General features: G+C 71.1%; 15 protein-coding genes. 7 read left to right on the forward strand and 8 right to left on the reverse strand.

The window, feature by feature from the left end:
- Positions 1–149: 149 nt before the first annotated feature.
- From cysC to O3Q52_RS29725, 7 genes are all read right to left on the reverse strand, one after another.
- On the reverse strand, positions 150–722 hold the full coding sequence (gene cysC / locus O3Q52_RS29695) for an adenylyl-sulfate kinase (protein WP_269651770.1): 573 nt from the start codon (positions 720–722) through the stop codon (positions 150–152).
- Positions 719–1,993, reverse strand: coding sequence for a glycosyltransferase family 4 protein (locus O3Q52_RS29700; protein WP_269651772.1), 1,275 nt, complete (start codon positions 1,991–1,993; stop codon positions 719–721). The genes cysC and O3Q52_RS29700 overlap by 4 nt, the downstream gene beginning before the upstream one ends.
- Positions 1,990–2,421: a hypothetical protein gene (locus O3Q52_RS29705; RefSeq protein ID WP_269651773.1), complete on the reverse strand. Its 432-nt coding sequence runs from the start codon at positions 2,419–2,421 to the stop codon at positions 1,990–1,992. The genes O3Q52_RS29700 and O3Q52_RS29705 overlap by 4 nt, the downstream gene beginning before the upstream one ends.
- Positions 2,418–3,311, reverse strand: coding sequence for a sulfotransferase (locus O3Q52_RS29710; RefSeq protein WP_269651774.1), 894 nt, complete (start codon positions 3,309–3,311; stop codon positions 2,418–2,420). The genes O3Q52_RS29705 and O3Q52_RS29710 overlap by 4 nt, the downstream gene beginning before the upstream one ends.
- Positions 3,312–3,394: 83 nt before the next feature.
- Positions 3,395–4,237 (reverse strand): PaaX family transcriptional regulator C-terminal domain-containing protein, encoded by an 843-nt coding sequence (locus O3Q52_RS29715; protein WP_269651775.1) that lies wholly within the window; start codon positions 4,235–4,237, stop codon positions 3,395–3,397.
- 15 nt (positions 4,238–4,252) lie between these two features.
- Positions 4,253–5,932: an AMP-binding protein gene (locus tag O3Q52_RS29720; protein ID WP_269651776.1), complete on the reverse strand. Its 1,680-nt coding sequence runs from the start codon at positions 5,930–5,932 to the stop codon at positions 4,253–4,255.
- A gap of 111 nt (positions 5,933–6,043) precedes the next feature.
- Positions 6,044–6,256 carry a DUF5999 family protein gene (locus O3Q52_RS29725; RefSeq protein ID WP_269651777.1) on the reverse strand — a complete coding sequence of 71 codons (213 nt, stop codon included), beginning with the start codon at positions 6,254–6,256 and terminating at the stop codon, positions 6,044–6,046.
- Between the two features lie 236 nt (positions 6,257–6,492).
- Between O3Q52_RS29725 and O3Q52_RS29730 the strand changes: the two genes are divergently transcribed.
- Positions 6,493–6,948: a DUF6299 family protein gene (locus O3Q52_RS29730; protein ID WP_269651778.1), complete on the forward strand. Its 456-nt coding sequence runs from the start codon at positions 6,493–6,495 to the stop codon at positions 6,946–6,948.
- Between the two features lie 130 nt (positions 6,949–7,078).
- Here O3Q52_RS29730 and O3Q52_RS29735 read toward each other — a convergent pair whose 3' ends face one another.
- A complete protein-coding gene (locus O3Q52_RS29735; RefSeq protein WP_269651779.1) occupies positions 7,079–8,863 on the reverse strand; it encodes a hypothetical protein in 1,785 nt (594 codons plus the stop codon).
- A 404-nt stretch (positions 8,864–9,267) separates the two neighbouring features.
- Here O3Q52_RS29735 and O3Q52_RS29740 point away from each other — a divergent pair, with 404 nt between their 5' ends.
- The 6 genes from O3Q52_RS29740 to O3Q52_RS29765 all read left to right on the forward strand — a co-directional run.
- Complete coding sequence (locus O3Q52_RS29740; RefSeq protein WP_269651780.1) at positions 9,268–10,356, forward strand: LacI family DNA-binding transcriptional regulator; 1,089 nt, start codon at positions 9,268–9,270, stop codon at positions 10,354–10,356.
- 244 nt (positions 10,357–10,600) lie between these two features.
- Positions 10,601–11,896, forward strand: a complete 1,296-nt coding sequence (locus O3Q52_RS29745; RefSeq protein WP_332112956.1) for a sugar ABC transporter substrate-binding protein — start codon at positions 10,601–10,603, stop codon at positions 11,894–11,896.
- Positions 11,897–11,997: 101 nt separating this feature from the next.
- A complete protein-coding gene (locus O3Q52_RS29750) occupies positions 11,998–12,957 on the forward strand; it encodes a carbohydrate ABC transporter permease (RefSeq protein ID WP_269651785.1) in 960 nt (319 codons plus the stop codon).
- Positions 12,954–13,868 (forward strand): carbohydrate ABC transporter permease, encoded by a 915-nt coding sequence (locus O3Q52_RS29755; protein ID WP_269651782.1) that lies wholly within the window; start codon positions 12,954–12,956, stop codon positions 13,866–13,868. Before O3Q52_RS29750 ends, O3Q52_RS29755 begins: the two co-directional genes overlap by 4 nt.
- Positions 13,869–13,971: 103 nt before the next feature.
- Positions 13,972–14,952 (forward strand): hydroxyacid dehydrogenase, encoded by a 981-nt coding sequence (locus tag O3Q52_RS29760; protein ID WP_269651783.1) that lies wholly within the window; start codon positions 13,972–13,974, stop codon positions 14,950–14,952.
- 88 nt (positions 14,953–15,040) lie between these two features.
- A partial coding sequence (locus tag O3Q52_RS29765; protein ID WP_269651784.1) for a DUF2264 domain-containing protein occupies positions 15,041–16,959 on the forward strand: 1,919 nt, incomplete at its 3' end.

Consider the following 16,959-nt stretch of genomic DNA (forward strand, 5'->3'; position numbering starts at 1 on the left):
CCGCTCGAACTCACCCGCCACCTCGCGGAAGATGTGCACCGCCTCGGACTCCAGAGCGTCCAGATGCGAGAGCGCGTGCCGGGGGAGCGAGCGCTGAAGCGCCTGCTGTGGAAACGCGTGCGTACGGTCGGCGGTCGTCGGGCCCGGTGTCACACGAGCCCCCTGGCCGCCAGCACCGCGTGCACCGAGTCCGCCGACTCCTCGGGCGTCTGCGACTGCGTCGCCAGGGACAGCGCGGGGTCCAGCGGCGGCTCGTACGGGTCGTCGATGCCCGTGAGGCCGGTCAGCTGTCCCGCCGCCTGCCGCGCGTACAGGCCCTTCACGTCCCGCTCGCTGCACACCTCGACCGGGGTGGCGACATGTACCTCGATGTACGGCGTGCCGCTCGCCTCGTGCCGTTTGCGCACCGCCTCGCGGCTGTCGGCGTACGGCGCGATGACCGGTACCACCGCCAGTACCCCGTTGCGTGCGAGGACTTCGGCGACCAGGCCGATGCGCTGCACGTTGGTGTTGCGGTCCTCGCGGGAGAAGCCGAGTCCTGCGGAGAGGAAGCGGCGGATCTCGTCGCCGTCGAGGACCTCCACACGGTGTCCCTCGGACCGCAGCCGGCCGGCGAGGAAGCGGGCGATGGTCGTCTTGCCCGCGCTCGGCAGCCCGGTGAGCCAGATGGTGGCTCCCTGAGCGGTGGGGGGCTTCTGACGGCCCCTGGCCGTGGTGGTCATGCGCGCTGTCCCTTCGAGGCGCCCGCGACGCGGTGCCGTTGATCGGAAAGTTCGTGGAGGTCGCGGAGTTGGCGAACCTCGTGGAGTTCGCGGAAGAGGGCCTCCCAGCGGGGGTGCACGGCGTCCGGCCCGTACGAGGCCGCCGTCAGTACGGCGGCGACGCCCATGTCCGCCCGCAGCGCCCGGTCGCCCATCAGCCTGGCCATGGCGTCGGCGAGCGCGTCGGGGTCCTCCGGCGCGACCAGCAGACCGTCGACTCCGTGCGTGAGCACGTCCGAGGGCCCGGTCGGGCAGTCGAAGCTCACCACCGGAAGCGAGTGGCTCATCGCCTCGATCATCACCATCGGCAGTCCCTCGAAGCGCGAACTGAGCACGTAGAAGGAGGCCTTGGCGAGTTCGTCGTCGAGCCGGTCCGTGTGGCCCATCAGGAACACGTGGTTGTAGAGGTGATGCTCCTCGATGAGCTCCCGCAGCTCGGCCTTCTTCTCGCCGCTGCCGTAGATCCTCAACTGCCAGTCGGGGTACGTCTCGACGAGCTTCGCCCACGCCGGGATCAGCAGGTCGAAGCCCTTCTGCGGGAAGAGCCGTCCGGCCGCCATCGCGATCTTCGAGCGGTGGTCCGAGGGCACCTGGTCGAGGGAGTGCACGGCGTTGGGGATGCGCACGACCCGGGTGCCGGGCAGCAGTTGCTCGTACTCCTCGCGGTCCCGTTCCGTCAGGACGGCGACCGCGTCGAAGCGCGCGTAGGTCTCCCGGATGCGCTGCCGCACGTCCTGCTTGTGCGTGCCGTGGTTCATGTGCTCCTGCGCGACACGCACCACGCCGCCCGTCGCGTGCTCCGCGGCGAGGAAGTTGAGCGCGGGCCGCGTGGTCACCAGGACCCCGTCGCGCAGCGAGGAGAGGTACGCGATCAGCCGCTGCTCCACGTACCGGTTGAAGTAGCGGTAGCCGAACTCGCCGCACGGGATGTGCCGCGCGGGCCGCTCGGTCAGTCGGCCGCGGCGCCAGTCCTGCCAGCGGCCGACCATGCCCGACGGCGGGGTGTGGGCCTCCTCGCGCAGGTCGACGATCGTCGTGACCTTCACGCGCGGGTCGAGCGGGAACTGGAGGTCGTCACGGCGGCGCAGCGCGCCCACCAGCTCGACCGGCCAGCCCGCCTGCACCAGGGAGTTGGCCTGGTTCATCACCGTGCGGATGGTGCCGCCGCGTCCGTACGCGTGCAGGAGCAGATAGCGGACCTTCGGCCGCCCTCCGATCTGATGGATCGTCATGTTGCGGCTCCCGTGCGGCACTCCAGCGAAAGGTTGTCCTTCACCGTGTAGTACGGACGTACGCCGATGCCGCGTACCCGTTGCTCGGGAAAGACCATGATCTTTTTCTTGCCGTGGATGTCGTCGAGCCGCCGTCCGGCCCGCAACTCCACGTCGCCGTCGGTGAGATGGATGTCCCACTCCTGGACCCCGACCCCGAGTTCGGCCTCGGCGGTGTCGGTCGCCGCCGCCACGTCTGCGACGGGCAGTTCGCCCTCGAAGCGGTGGCCCTTCACCTGCGCGGGATAGTCGAGTCGCTGCTCCGCGTGGCTCCGGCGGGTGAGCAGCAGCCGCCACTCGCCCTCGGCGGGGTGCCCGTGGATGTGTCCGACGAGTCTGATGCGCTCGTCGCGCGGCCAGACCTCGGTTATCTCGGCGTGCGGCTTCACGAGGTGTAGCCCCAGGCCTCGCACATCGGTCGCAGGATCTCCGGTATCTCGTCCTCGGCGGGCAGCGCCCGGCCGCTCTGCACCTGGCCGGTGCGGATCTTGTCCCGCCAGTCGCCGAGGCCCTTCACGACCTGCGTGTCGTCCTTCCGGCCGTAGTCGAGCATCGACGGCTCGAAGTCCACGTCCAGGAAGGTGCAGAGCCGGCGCATCTCCTTCTCGGGGCCGGCGGTGATGTCCTCGTAGCGCAGGGTGTGGCCGCCGGTGATCCCCTTGCGGGCGTTGTCGACGGCCTTCATGTAGCGCAGCGCGTCGGCGGCGGCCTCGTCGAAGGTCCGCTTGCCGGGGTCGCCCTCGTGCCAGGACCGGGCGATGGACACCGGGTGGCGGAGCAGGAAGACGAAGCGGGCGTCGGGCCAGCAGTCCCGGATGCGCCGGTACACGAACGCGTTGCTCGGCGTCTTCTCGACGATGAAGTCCTTGCCGGACCTGACCAGTTCGCGGTGCATGACCCGGTCCCAGAGCAGATGCTCCAGATCGCCGCGTTCCAGGTCGAGGGCGCTCATCGCGCGCTGCGACAGCCTGCTGCCGAAGTCGACCTCCAGACGGCGGATGTGCAGCTCGTGCGGGGAGTGGAACCGTGAGTGCGCGTTCAGGAGCATCCGCAGCAGGGTCGAGCCGGAGCGCACCGGCGACATGATGAAGACCGGCTCCCGCAGCAGCCGGTCCGTCGCGAGATCCACGGGCGCGGGACATCGGTACACCGGCGTGGGCCGCTTCCCGGGTTTCGCCGCCGTCTTCTTCGGGCGGGGCGGTGCGACGGGAGCTGCCTTACGCACCTGGAGGCCGGTGGTGGCGGAGAGCGCCCGGTTCAGACTGCGCATCAGACTCATGCGTCACGACGCTAGGTAAGGATTATGAGAAGAGGGACTGAGCAGCCTGAGCGTTGCCTTAGCGGTCCGAAGTGTGTCCGGCGTCACATGGTTTCGGGTTTGGGGTGGTTTTCCGGTACGCCCGCGAAGGCCGCCCCCGCGTCCCGCAGCCGCTCGTGCAGCGCCCGGAAGACGGCCGCCGAGCGGGCGCCCGGCCAGTCCTCGGGCAGCAGCGCGGGAGGCAGCCCGGGATCGGCGTACGGGAGATGGCGCCAGGTGTCCAGGGCGAGCAGATAGTCGCGGTACGCCTCCTCCTCGGGGGTGTCGTCCCGCGCCTCCCAGTCGTGCAGCACGCGCGCGTGGTGGTCGAGGAACGCCTCGTGCTGCTTGGCGATCGCGGCCAGGTCCCACCAGCGGGCGACCGCCTCGGCCGTCGCCGCGAACCCCAGGTGCTCGCCTCGGAACAGTTCCACGTACGCGTCGAGACGCAGCCGTTCCAGCGTGTGGCGGGTCTCCTCGTAGAGGCGGGCGGGCGCGAGCCACACCCCGGGGGCGGCCGTCCCGAAACCGAGGCCGGACAGACGGGAGCGCAGTACGTGGCGTTTCTGCCGCTCGGACTCCGGCACGGAGAACACGGCGAGCACCCAGCTGTCGCCCTCGGGGGGTGCGGCCGAGTAGACCCGCCGGTCGCCGTCGTCGAGGAGCTGCCGCGCATCCGGCGACAGTACGTACCCGGCCGCGCCCGACGCTGTACGCGCCGGCACCAGCAGCCCGCGGCGTTTGAGCCGGGACACCGACGAACGCACGGAGGGCGCGTCCACGCCGACCGCGGCGAGAAGCCGGATCAGTTCGGCCACGGGCACGGGACCAGGGGCGAAGCGGCCGTACGCGCCGTAGAAGGTGACGATGAGGGACCGGGGAGTGTGCTGCTCGGACACGTTGATCACTCTAGATCGTCACCATCACGCCTGATCGCCTTCCGGGGGCATGGGATCACTTTCCGTTCGTACGGAACCGCCTTCCGTACGTGCCGGGTTGACGTCCGCGCGCAGCCGGAACCGCTGCAGCTTGCCCGTCGCCGTACGCGGCAGCGCGTCCAGGAAGACGATCTCGCGCGGGCATTTGTACGGTGCCAGCTCCGCCTTGACGAAGGCGCGCAGCCCCTCGGGGTCCCGGCGGGCCCCGGGCCGCAGGACCGCGTACGCCACCACGACCTGGCCGCGCGACGCGTCGGGGTGCCCCACGACGGCCGTCTCGATCACGTCCGGGTGACGCAGCAGCGCGTCCTCCACCTCCGGGCCCGCGATGTTGTACCCGGCGGAAATGATCATGTCGTCCGCGCGGGCCACATAGCTGAAGTAGCCGTCGGAGTCGCGGACGTAGGTGTCGCCGGTCATGTTCCAGCCGTCGCGTACGTACTCCCGCTGCCGCGGGTCGGAGAGGTAACGGCAGCCGACCGGGCCGCGGACGGCGAGCAGTCCGGGTTCGCCGTCGGGCACGGGTTCACCCGAATCGTCGACCACGCGCGCGTGCCACCCCGGGACCGGGACACCCGTGGTGCCCGGGCGGATGTCCTCGTCGGCCGCCGAGATGAAGATGTGCAGCAGCTCGGTGGCGCCTATGCCGTTGATGATCCGCAGACCCGTGCGGTCGTGCCAGGCCTGCCAGGTGGCGGCCGGAAGGTTCTCGCCCGCGGAGACACACCGCCGCAGGGACGTGACGTCGTACGCGGCCGCCTCGCCCGGCCCGTTCAGCTCGGCCAGCATCGCCCGGTACGCGGTCGGTGCGGTGAAGAGGACCGACACCCGGTGCTCGGCGATCGCGGGCAACAGCTGCCTGGGGCCCGCCTGTTCGAGCAGCAGTGCGCTCGCCCCTGCCCGCATCGGGAAGATCACCAGACCGCCGAGCCCGAAGGTGAAGCCCAGCGGGGGACTGCCCGCGAAGACGTCGTCGGCACGGGGCCGCAACACATGCTTCGAGAAGGTGTCCGCTATCGCCAACACATCGCGGTGGAAGTGCATACAGCCCTTGGGGCGGCCGGTCGTGCCCGACGTGAACGCGATCAGCGCCACGTCGTCGGCCGCGGTGTCCACGGGGGTGAACGGCTCGTCGGAGGCGGGCCGGTTCAGGAGGTCGTCGGGGGAGTCGCCGCCGTACGTCGTGATCCGCAGGCCGGGGATCTCCGCCTTCGCCAGGTCGTCCACCGACCGGATGTCGCACAGCGCGTGCCCGACCCGGGCGATCTCGCACATCGTGGTCAGCTCGTGGGGGCGCTGCTGGGCGAGAACGGTGACGGCGACCGCGCCCGCCTTCAGGACCGCCAGCCAGCATGCCGCCAGCCAGGGTGTCGTGGGCCCCCGCAGCAGGACGCGGTTGCCGGGCACCACGCCGAGTTCGCCGGTCAGGACGTGCGCGATGCGGTCGACGCGGGTGCGGAGCTCGCCGTACGTCCAGGTGTCACCGGAGGCGGTACGGAAGACCGGGCTGTCCGGGGCGGTGTGGGCGAGGAGCTCCGCGGCGCAGTTGAGGCGCTCGGGATGGCGCAGTTCCGGGAGGTCGAAGCGGAGCTCGGGCCACTGGTCCGGCGGCGGCAGATGCTCGCGCGGGAAGGTGTCGACGTCCCGGGGGTTCCTGGGCTCCATGGCGGTCCGCCCCCTTGTCGTGGTGGGGTCGCACCAGGAGCGTATCGCCTTCGTGACGGCAGTCAATGGGCCGCGATACTCGGCCCTTGCCGCCCTGCGGCCCGGGGAGAGTCAGGCCGCGATGGTCAGATGCTCGGCCGGGACGCGGTGCGGGGCGACGACACTGCCGTCGGGCAGCAGCGCGCCGGTGTCGTCGAAGACGATCGCGCCGTCGCACAGCAGGTACCAGCCCTGCTCGGGGTGCGCGGAGACGATGTGCGCGTCGTCGCGGTGGGAGCGCTCCGTGCGGTCGGCGGACGGGCACGAAGACTGGTGGGAACACATGGCGTACCTCCACGTGCGAAGGGTTCGGCGGCGTTGTCGTCGCCTCGTTGTGAATAGACCATCCTCCTGCCGCGAACTCATCGGAACAGCCGGAAGGGAAGCGTGACAACACGCGGACAACACTCGGACGTGCCCAGGACGGATGGTGCGGACTCGCCACCGAAGGGGTGATGATCACGCGCGCGAGCGCACCGGGCCGGTACCTGTGGAGACCCCCCACCCCAGGAGGTACTCCAATGCCATTGCGCCAGGTCATGGGCACAGCCGCCGGTGCCGCACTGCTGCTGCTCGCCGCCCCGTCGGCCGCGCACGCGGTCGCCGGCTCGCTCGGACTGTCCGAACGGTCGGGGCCGTTCGAGACGGTGACAGTCGACCCGACGGGCCGTGTCGCCGCGGACGGGACGGTCACTCTCTCCGGCACCTACCGCTGCACGGGCGGCACCGGACCGGTCTTCGTGAGCTCCTCGCTCGGCCAGGGCGAGGGCAAGTCGCGGAAGGGAGTCGGTGGCACCGGCGCGGTCTGCGACGGCGCCGAGCACCGCTGGACCAACAGCGACCGCACCGAGCCGGGACGGTTCAAGCCGGGTGCGGCCCGGGTCGAGGCCACGGTGATGGAACTGCGTTCCGGCGGCGGGCTTCCGCTGCCGTACTTCCACGCGCGCCAGCAGCAGGACATCACGCTCGTCGACTGACCGCCGACGAGCACGTACCGGGCCGGGCCCGCCCGCCGAGTCCCAGGAGACCGGCGGCGGGCCCGGTTCGGTGTCACGGTCTGCCGTACCCGCCCGCTGCACCCGTCGGGCCGCGGCCGCTTCTGTCGGGCTACTGCAGTCCCTGCTGGGAGCCGTCCTCGGCCGGCAGGCAACCGTCCTCGTCCGAGGGCCCGTTCACATAGCTGGAGTCCAGCCGGTACAGACCCGCCCGCCGCACGGTCAGCCGGGTCCAGGGTCCGTCCGGCCGTACGCAGGCCCCGGCGGCCCGCAGCCACGGCGAGTACCGGACGCGGACGGTCACCGTCCCGGGCCCCGGCATCCTCAGCACCACGGCCGCCTCGCCCGCCCGCACCACTCGCGCGGGCGCCGAGACGAGCGGCTCCGCGTCCTGGACGCGGTAGATCCTCCAGTACGCGTCTTGCCACACGGGCTCCAGCCAGTCCTGCCCGGAGGTGACGAGGGCGGCCTCGTGCTCGGCGGGGCCGTCGGGTGTCCCGTCGGGCACGACGACGTATCCCACGGCCCAGTTCCGCAGCCAGGCGTGGTAGCGCGGGGCGTCGAGCGCGCCCTCGTAGAACAGCCGGCCCCGCTCGACGTCCAACTGGCGGTTCCAGCCCCGCATCAGCTGTGCGTGCGGTGCGAAGAGGGTGGCCTCGCGGTGGTTGCGGGCGGGCACCACCTCGACCCGGTCGCGATCCGCGCCGAGCCGGTCGAGCTCGGAGAGGACCCCGGCGGTGTGCGTGGCCCAGGCCGGCACCGACGTGGTGACCCGCAGGTCGTTGCCGGTCGTCGTGGTGGTCCAGGCGACCGACGCGGCGAGTGCGAGTGCGACCGGGACGGCCCAGCGTGGTGAGGTCCGCCACAAGGAGGTCTGCCGCAAGGGGGTCCGCCGTCCGGAGGCCCGCCGCGCGAAGGCCCTCCGCAGGGCGGGCAGGGCGCCACCGGACCCGGCCGCGCCCCGCAGGCACAGGAGCAGCACCGCGGGGGCGAAGAGCGCCGCGAGCCGTTCCACGTTGGTGCCGATGGGCGAGGGGACGAGACAGGTGAGTACGACTCCGACGGCGTACACCACCGCCCCGCCCCGTAGCACCCGCCACGCGCGGGGAGCCGCCCACACCACGGCGCCGGACAGCAGCAGGGGCAGCAGTATGCGGACCGCCGGCATGGGCTGTTCGCCCTGGAAGGGAAACAGGAACGCCGTCGTCGCGACGACGGCGACGGGCGGCACGGAGAGGACGAGGCACTTGGCGTACTGCCGGTCGAGCAGATACCCGGCACCGGCCACCAGCAGGAAGAGCCCGGCCACCGGACTGGCCAGGGTGGCCAGCAGCGCTCCCAGGGCGCCCGCGGTCAGCCGGTCCCGCCGCGTCGGACGGCCCGCGACGGCCAGGAGGGCGGCGAGGCCGAAGGCCAGCCCGATGGCGAACGTGGTGCGCCCCGAGGCGACGTTGGCCCACAGCCCGAGAGCGCCGAGCAGCGCGGGCCACAGCGGCACCCTGGCGACGGTCCGCTCCAGCAGCGAGCCCAGCAGCCAGGTGGCGGCCACCCCGGCCAGGACGGAGGCGGTCCGAACGCCCAGCATCGCCATCAACGGAGGGGACAGCACGCTGTAGTTGGCGGCGTGTGTACCGCCGTACCAGAACAGTCCGTACGCCGAGTCCGGGTTCCGGGCGAAGAAACCGGCCCAGGCGTACTGGGCCGCGAGATCGCCGCCGCCCGTCGCGAGAAGCGTCGCCCACACCCCGTACAGCGGGAGGACGGCGAGGACCGCGACCACCGGGACGCGGCCCGCCCACAGCCGAAGCGGCCGGTACACGGAATTCCGGGGGACGTCGAGGACGCCCTCGGGTCCGGAGGGTGCCGGGGCGACCACGGAGAACGGCTGTACGCGCATGAAGGCTGTTCCTGGGGCAGAGCGGGTGGGGCGGAAGGGACTGCTGCGGAGGTAGATGCGATTCTCGCCGTTGACGTTCACTGCTCGACACCCACGGGGGGGTGAGAAGGAACAGCCCTACCAGGCCACATCCAGTGACCCCGCGCGGCCCTTCCCCCGCACGCCGGAATCCGCCCGCCCGGTCCAGTGACCGGTCCAACGAACCGATTCAGCGGCCGTCACGTGGCGCGCGGCCGTCCGGCCCATCCGAGTGGATGCCCCCGAAACAGCGGATGTCGCCGAAGCCATCACCGTTTTGATCGATTGATCGCTACGATGAGGCCATCGCGCGAAACTCGATCGTGCGAACCGCCGCGCGGTGGTGGCCGGGCGGCGCGGCCGACGTGGGCGGGAGCGGTGGGGACATGCGGGAGTCGGCGCGGACGCGGCAGGACCGGATCGCGGAGACGGTGCGGGACCGGGGTGTCGCGCGCATCACCGACCTCGCCGACGAACTCGGCGTCTCCGTGGTGACGGTGCGCCGGGACGTCGAGGACCTGGCCCGGCGTGGGGAGGTGCGCCGCGGGCACGGGGTGGCGCGGTCACTGCGGCCGGTGCCCGAGGAGCCTCCCGTCGGCGGTGACGCCGTCGCCATGGTCGTACCGGAGAGCAACACCTATCTCACCGAGGCCGTGCAGGGCGCGCGGGAGGCCGCTGCCAAGGCCGGTCTGCGGCTGGCGCTGCACATCACCGCAGGTGACGGCGGGTCCGAGCGCGAGGCGGTGCGCCAGGCGGTGGGCGCCGGGGCGCGCGGCCTGCTGCTGTCGCCGCACTGGCGCACCCGGGCGGAGGCCGAGGCGGACCACTCCTGGCTGGCCGCCCTGGAGGTCCCCGCGGTGCTGGTGGAGCGGCGCCCCGCCAGGGCCGGCGGGATCTACTCGCTGGACTGTGTGCGTACGGACCACGCGTACGGCGTGCACCTGGCGCTCGGGCACCTGGTCGGCCTCGGGCACCGGCGGATCGTGCTGGCGGCGCGCGACGACAGCCCCACCGCGCGGGTGATCCGCGCCGAGTTCGCCGAGCAGACCGCCGCCCTGGGGCTCGCGGAGGGATGCCCCACGATTCTCAGTTCGAGCACCGCCGGTCCCGATCCCCGAGTCGCGGACCCACGGGAGTCCGACCTGGTCGAGGCCGTCGGGAGGATCGGCGCGACGGCGGTGCTGATCCACAGCGACATGGACGCGCTGATGCTGGTGCAACGCCTGCTGGCGGCGGGCATCGACGTGCCGGGACGCTGTTCGGTGGTCGCGTACAACGACGTGGTCGCAGACATGGGGCCGGTCTCGCTGACAGCCGTCGCCCCGCCCAAGACGGAGCTCGGCCGGACCGGGATCGAGCTGTTGCTGCGACGGCTCGACATGGCGGGCGGCGGGCTGCGGCCCGGGGCCACCCGGCACGTGGAACTGCTGCCGGGTCTCGTGATCAGGGAGTCCACGGCCGCGCCGGCGGTCTGATCCCGTCCAGGGCCGCCCGGTGTACCGCCCGTATTCAGGCCGGTGTTCCGCCCGCTCTTCAGGCCGCTCTTCAGGCCGGGCGGCCCGCCTGCCACTCCGTCGTGTTCGTTTGACCGTTTTAGTTTCTTCTGTTCGATGTATTGACGCCTTTTTCGTCTGCCGCTGAGGATGCCCATGACCCAGCAACGACGCGGGAGGGCCCATGCCTGGTCAACGCCCAGCAGTCAGACGCTCAGGTGCGGCCGTGACGGCACTGCTCACGATCTTCGCCATGCTGCTGGTGGCGGGCTGCTCCGGCGGCGGGACGGGGGACAGCGCCGGAGACGGTCCGGTGCACGTCACCTTCTGGTCGGCGCTGCGCGGCAGCCAGGAGGTCGTGGACGAGTACAACCGCACCCACACCAAAATCAAGGTCGACTTCGAGCAGGTCCCCTCGGGCGACCAGGGCGGCTGGGCCAAGCTCAGCAACGCCGCACGGGCGGGCAACGCCCCCGACGTCGCCACCATCGAGTATCCCCAGCTGCCCGGTTACGCCATCGACGGTGTGCCCCGCGACATCACGGACATGCTGCCCGACTCGGTGCGCCGCAAGATCCTCCCGCAGGCGATGGACCTGACCACCTTCGAAGGGCGCACCTACGCCCTGCCGGTCGACATCGAACCGATGGTCTTCCTCTACCGCAAGGACCTGTTCACCAAGTACGGCATCCCCGTCCCCAAGACCTGGGCGGAGTTCGAGAGCTCGGCCCGCAAGCTGAAGAAGGCCCGGCCGGACTCCCGTATCGCCAGTCTCTTCACCACCGGCGGCACGCTCGCCATGGCCGGCCTCAGCTGGCAGGCGGGCGCCCAGTGGTACGACACCTCCGACAAGTCCTGGACCGTATCCATGGACGACGCCCCCACCCGCAAGGTCGCCACGTACTGGCAGCGCCTGGTCGACGACGACCTGGTGCGGGTCGAGCCCTCCTCCAGCCAGCAGTGGCGGGCGCATCTGCAGAGCGGTGAGACGGCCGGCTGGCTCGCGGGCGCCTGGGCGGCGGGCTCGATGATGGCCTCCACCCCGGGCGGCAAGGGCAAGTGGGCCATCGCCCCCTCCCCGCAGTGGGACCCGGAGAAGCCGTCCCTGGGCACGCAGGGCGGCTCGACCTTCATGGTCACCAAGGACAGCACACACCCCGAGGAAGCCCTGGAGTTCATCACCTGGATGGTCACCAGCCCGGACGCGCTGCGCGCCAAGCTCTCCAGCGGGGTCAGCAGCGCCTATCCGACCGTGACCGATCTGGTTCCGGTCGCCCGCAAGGAGATGGACACCAGCTACTACTCGGGCCAGGACATCTTCGGTCTCTTCCAGAGGGAGGCCGAGCTGATCTCCACCCGATGGAAGTGGGGACCGCGCATGGTCTCGACGATCAGCTCCGGCGACGACGGGCTCGCGCGGGCCGGTGTCGGCAGCGGAACCATCCTGGAGGCCCTCCGGGAGGCACAGAGCAAGACCCTGCCCGACCTGAAGAGCCTCGGCCTGTCCGTCACCACCCGCTGACCGGCAGCCGTGCCACACCACACCGCCGCACATCACACCGCCGCACACCACCCCTCCAGAGCCGCACATCAGGTTGGATCCGAGGTGCATCCGTGAGCACAGTGACGACTCCCAGGAAACGGGCGGGGACCACACCGCCACCGGCGGACCCCGTCCGCACCCGCAGAGCCGGACGCCGACAGCAGAGGTTCGCCTACGTCACGCTCCTCGCCCCGTTCACGGCACTGCTCGTCGCCGTGTTCCTCGTCCCTGTCGGCTACGCGATCTACCTCAGCTTCTTCTCCGAGGACCACGACGGCCTCGGCTTCGGCGGCGGTCGCACCATCTTCACCGGACTGCGCAGCTACCTCGCCGTGCTGCAGGACCCGAGCTTCGTCTCCGGCTTCGGCTCCATCGCCCTGTACTGCGTGATCTTCGTCCCGGTCGTCGTCGCCGGCTCCCTGGGCCTCGCCCTGCTGCTCGACTCCGGACTGATACGGCTGCGGCGCACCGCGCAGATGCTGCTCTACCTGCCGCACGCCGTGCCCGGCATCATCGCGGCGGTCATCTGGCTGTACCTCTACACACCGGGGCTCAGCCCGGTCCTCAAGCTCTTCGCCGAGGCCGACATCACCATCGACTTCCTGGGCCTGCACACCGTGCTTCCGTCGATCGTCAACATCGCCCTGTGGAGCGGCCTCGGCTACAACATGGTGATCTTCTACGCCGCCCTCCAGGCGCTGCCGCGCGAGGTGCTGGAAGCGGCCAGGATCGACGGGGCGGGAGGCGTGCGCACCGCGTTCCAGGTCAAGATCCCCATCATCAGGGGGTCCGTCCTGATGGTGTGCATGTTCTCCCTGATCGCCGCGCTGCAGCTGTTCACCGAGCCCATGCTGATGAACCAGGCGACGCCGATGGTCAACTCCCGCTTCACACCGAACATGTACATCTACGACGCGGCCTTCCGCCGCAACAACTACGGACTCGCCTCCGCGGCCTCCGTCATCCTCCTCGTCGTCACCTGCGCCCTGTCGTTCGCGGTAACTCGTTGGGCCGGCCGCCGGGAACGGAGCGCGAAATGACCACGACGACTCCCATCACCCCCACGACCCCGTCCGCCGGGCCGCCCACCAGGCCACTCGGCCGTCCCTTCGGCAGGTCCGGACTCACCAGCCGCGGCGTCGCCAACGCCGTCGTGCTGATCGCCGCCCTCTACACGATGCTGCCCGCCCTGTGGCTCCTGTTCGCGTCCACCAAGAACGCCGACGCCCTCTTCGGCAGCGACATCTTCTCCCTCGGCGACTTCTCCCTGTCCCGCAACCTGTCCGACCTCTTCGCCATGGACGGCGGCCTCTACGGCGAGTGGTACCTCAACAGCCTGCTGTACGCGGTCGGTGGCGCGCTCGTCGGGTCCCTCATCAGCGTCTCCGCCGGATACGCCTTCGACAAGTACGAGTTCCGGCACAAGGAGAAGCTGTTCGGCCTCGTCCTCACCGGCGTCATGGTCCCGCAGACCGTCCTCGCCCTCCCGCTCTATCTGGTGGCCTCCGAGATCGGCCTGGTCAACACCTTCTGGGCGGTCTTCGTCCCCGTCCTGTTCAACCCCTTCGGCGTCTACCTCGCCCGTCTGCTCAGCAGCGGCTACGTACCCAACGAAGTACTGGAGGCGTCCCGCGTGGACGGCGCCGGCGAACTGCAGACGTACATACGCGTCAGTCTGCGCATGCTCGGCCCCGGATTCGTCACCGTCTTCCTGTTCCAGCTCACCGCCATCTGGAACAACTTCTTCCTGCCGATGGTGATGCTCTCCGACCAGCACCTGTATCCGCTGAGCCTCGGGCTCTACACCTGGAACAGCTCCGCCACCGTCTCGCCTGAGTACTACCCGCTCGTCGTCATCGGCTCGCTGCTCGCCGTCGTGCCGCTGATCGTCGCGTTCGTCACGCTGCAGCGTTACTGGAAGTCCGGCCTGACCGCCGGAAGCGTCAAGTGATGTGCCGTCAAGTGATGTGCAAGGAGCCCCAGTTGACCCGTAGGAACGTCAAGTGACCCACCCCGGCCTCCGGCCCCGTCCCCGCCCGCGTGCCGTGCTCGCCATGGCGCGGAGGACCGCGGATCAGGTCCTCGACCCGGATGTACGGGCCCGGCTGGCCGCCCTCACCGACATCGACCCGCACCTCGTACTGGACGATTTCACCACCCCCGCAGCCCACCACGCGCTCGCCGACGCCGAGTTGCTCGTCACCGGCTGGGGCTGCCCGCCCGTCGACGCGGCGGTACTCGAAGCAGCACCCCGGCTGCGCGCCGTCGTGCACACCGCCGGGACCGTACGCCACCACATCACCGCCGCCTGCTGGGAGCGTGGCCTCACGGTGTCCTCCGCCGCCGCGGCCAACGCCGTGCCGGTCGCCGAGTACACCCTCGCCATGATCCTGCTCGCCAACAAACGCGTCCTCGACACCGCCCGGACCTACCACACCGAACGCCGGCGCGTCGACTGGAACGCACGCCACCCCGACGCGGGCAACTACCGCAGGACCGTGGGCATCCTGAGCGCCTCGGTCATCGGACGCCGCGTCATCGAGCTGCTCCGCCCGCACGACCTGAACGTGCTGCTCCACGACCCCTTCGTCACGGACACCGAGGCACGCGATCTCGGGGCGGAGCCGGTCTCCCTGCCCGATCTGTTCGCGGTCAGCGACGTCCTCAGCGTGCACACACCGCTGCTGCCCGAGACCCGCGGCCTGGTCTGCCGCGACCTGCTGGCGCGGCTGCGCACGGGCACCACGCTGATCAACACCGCGCGCGGCGCGGTCATCGACCAGACCGCTCTCACCAGTGAGGTGGTGTCCGGGCGGATCAACGCGGTCCTGGACGTCACCGAGCCGGAGGTACTGCCCGCCGACTCACCGCTGTGGGACTGCCCGAACGTCCTCATCACCCCGCACATCGCCGGCTCGAAGGGCGGCGAACTGCGCCGCCTCGCCGACCTGGCACTGGCCGAGATCGAGTCGTACGCCCTCGGCCGTCCCTTCGCCCACCCCGTCCGGCCCGAACATCTGGCTCGCCTCGCCTGACCCGACCTGCCCATCGCAGCCGCTTTCGGAAACTGCCGCAACGGACTCTCGGAAACCGACGGAACCAACAGGAGACGTGGCCCCTCCCATGCCTGAACACCCGCTGCCCCCGGCCCCCGAGGAAGACCGCACCCTCAGCCCGTACACCGGCTACACCCGCGCCCACTGGGAATCCGCCGGCGACCGGCTGCTGGCCGCCGCCCTCCGATACGCCACCCCCGGCCACGCCCTGATCGACCTGCCCGGCCCGCCCTCGCAGTCGGGGGTGCGCTCCGACGGTCTCGAAGGGTTCGCCCGTACGTTCCTGCTCGCCGCGTTCCGTACCGCCGGGGCGTCCGGCAAGGACCCGCACGGATTCCTGGAGCACTACACCGCCGGTCTCGCGCGCGGCACCCGCACGCCCGGCCGCGACGACGCCGAGTCCTGGCCGGAGATCGGCCACCACGGCATCCAGGGCCAGCCCATGGTGGAGTCGGCCTCCGTGGCGCTGGCCCTGCGGCTCACCACGCCCTGGACCTGGGACACCCTCCCGGCCGCCGACCAGGACCGCGTCGAGCAGTGGCTGCGCGGGGCGCTGCGGCACACGCCCGCCCCCAACAACTGGTACCTCTTCCCGCTGACCGTGGCCGGATTCCTGGAGTCCGTGGGGCGGGGCGACGCCGAGACACGCGGGGCGATCGACCGCGGGCTCGGCCTGCTGGACGGCTGGTACCAGGGCCAGGGCTGGTACTCCGACGGCGACGGCCGCTCCTTCGACCACTACAACGGCTGGGCCCTCCACTTCTACCCGCTGCTCCACGCCCACCTCACCGGGGACCGGGAGCTGCTCGACCGACTAGGCCCGCGGCTGCGGGAGTTCCTGGACGGGTTCGCTCTGCTCTTCGACGCGAACGGCGCGCCGATTCACCACGGGCGCTCGCTGACCTACCGCTTCGCGGCCGTCACCGCCGTGGCGCTCGGTGCGCTCACCGGTGAGACACCGCTCGCGCCGGGCGTCACCCGCCGCATCCTCAGCGGAGGGCTGCGGCACTTCCTCGACCGGGGTGCCCCGACCGCGGACGGGCTACTCGGCCTTGGCTGGTACGGGCCGCACGAGGCCACTCTCCAGCGGTACTCCGGGCCCGGGTCGCCGTACTGGGCCTCCAAGGGGTTCCTCTCCCTGCTGATCCCCGCCGAGGATCCGGTGTGGACGGCCACCGAGGAGCGGGCGCCGGTCGAGGGGGCCGACCGTGTGCTCGCCCTTCCCGCGCCCGGGCTGCTCGTCCAGACCACGGGCGGGGACGGGCTGGCGCGCCTGCACAACCACGGCAGTTACAAGCTCGACTCGCGGGCGCCGGAGCGGGCGCCGGGCAACCCGTTGTACGCCCGGTTCGCGTACTCCACCCGCACCGGTCCGACCAGCGCGGCCAACGCTGCCGACAATCACGTCGCGTTGTCGGCCCGTGGCATGCGGAGTGCCCGTGTACGCATTCATCCGCTGGGTGCCGGCCGTGACTGGCTCGCGTCGTGGCATCGGCCGGTCTTCCCCGAGGGCGGGCCCGTGCTTCCGTCGGCGCGGATCGAGAGCCTGACGCTGGCCCGCGGGCGGCTCGAACTGCGTGTGCATCGCACGGTGGGGGTGCCGGTGGGGACGCCGGTTCATCACAGCGGTTGGGCTGTTGCGGTGTCGCCGGGGACCGTCCCGGAGGCACCGCAGGGTGCGGAGCTACGGCTCGATGGGCCGGAGGTGACGAGTCAACTGGTCGGGTTGTACGGGTGGGAGACGTCGTGTGTGGTGCGGGCGCCGCAGGGGACGGCGTTTGGGCCGTGGGCCCTTGTTCCCGAGCTCACCGGAGTTGTTGGCGCGGGGGAGGAAGGGACGGTGTTCGTTGGGTTGGCGTCCCTCACCGGGGAAGTCGGCGCGGCGCCGCTTGCCGGGCAGGCCGGTGTTGAGGTGAGTGGGCTTGTTGTCGCTGTTAGCTGGGGCGACGGGGCGCGTACGGTCGTGGACTTTGGTGCGGGTGGTGC

The organism is Streptomyces sp. ActVer (genome assembly GCF_027270795.1).
Lineage (GTDB): Bacteria > Actinomycetota > Actinomycetes > Streptomycetales > Streptomycetaceae > Streptomyces > Streptomyces umbrinus_A.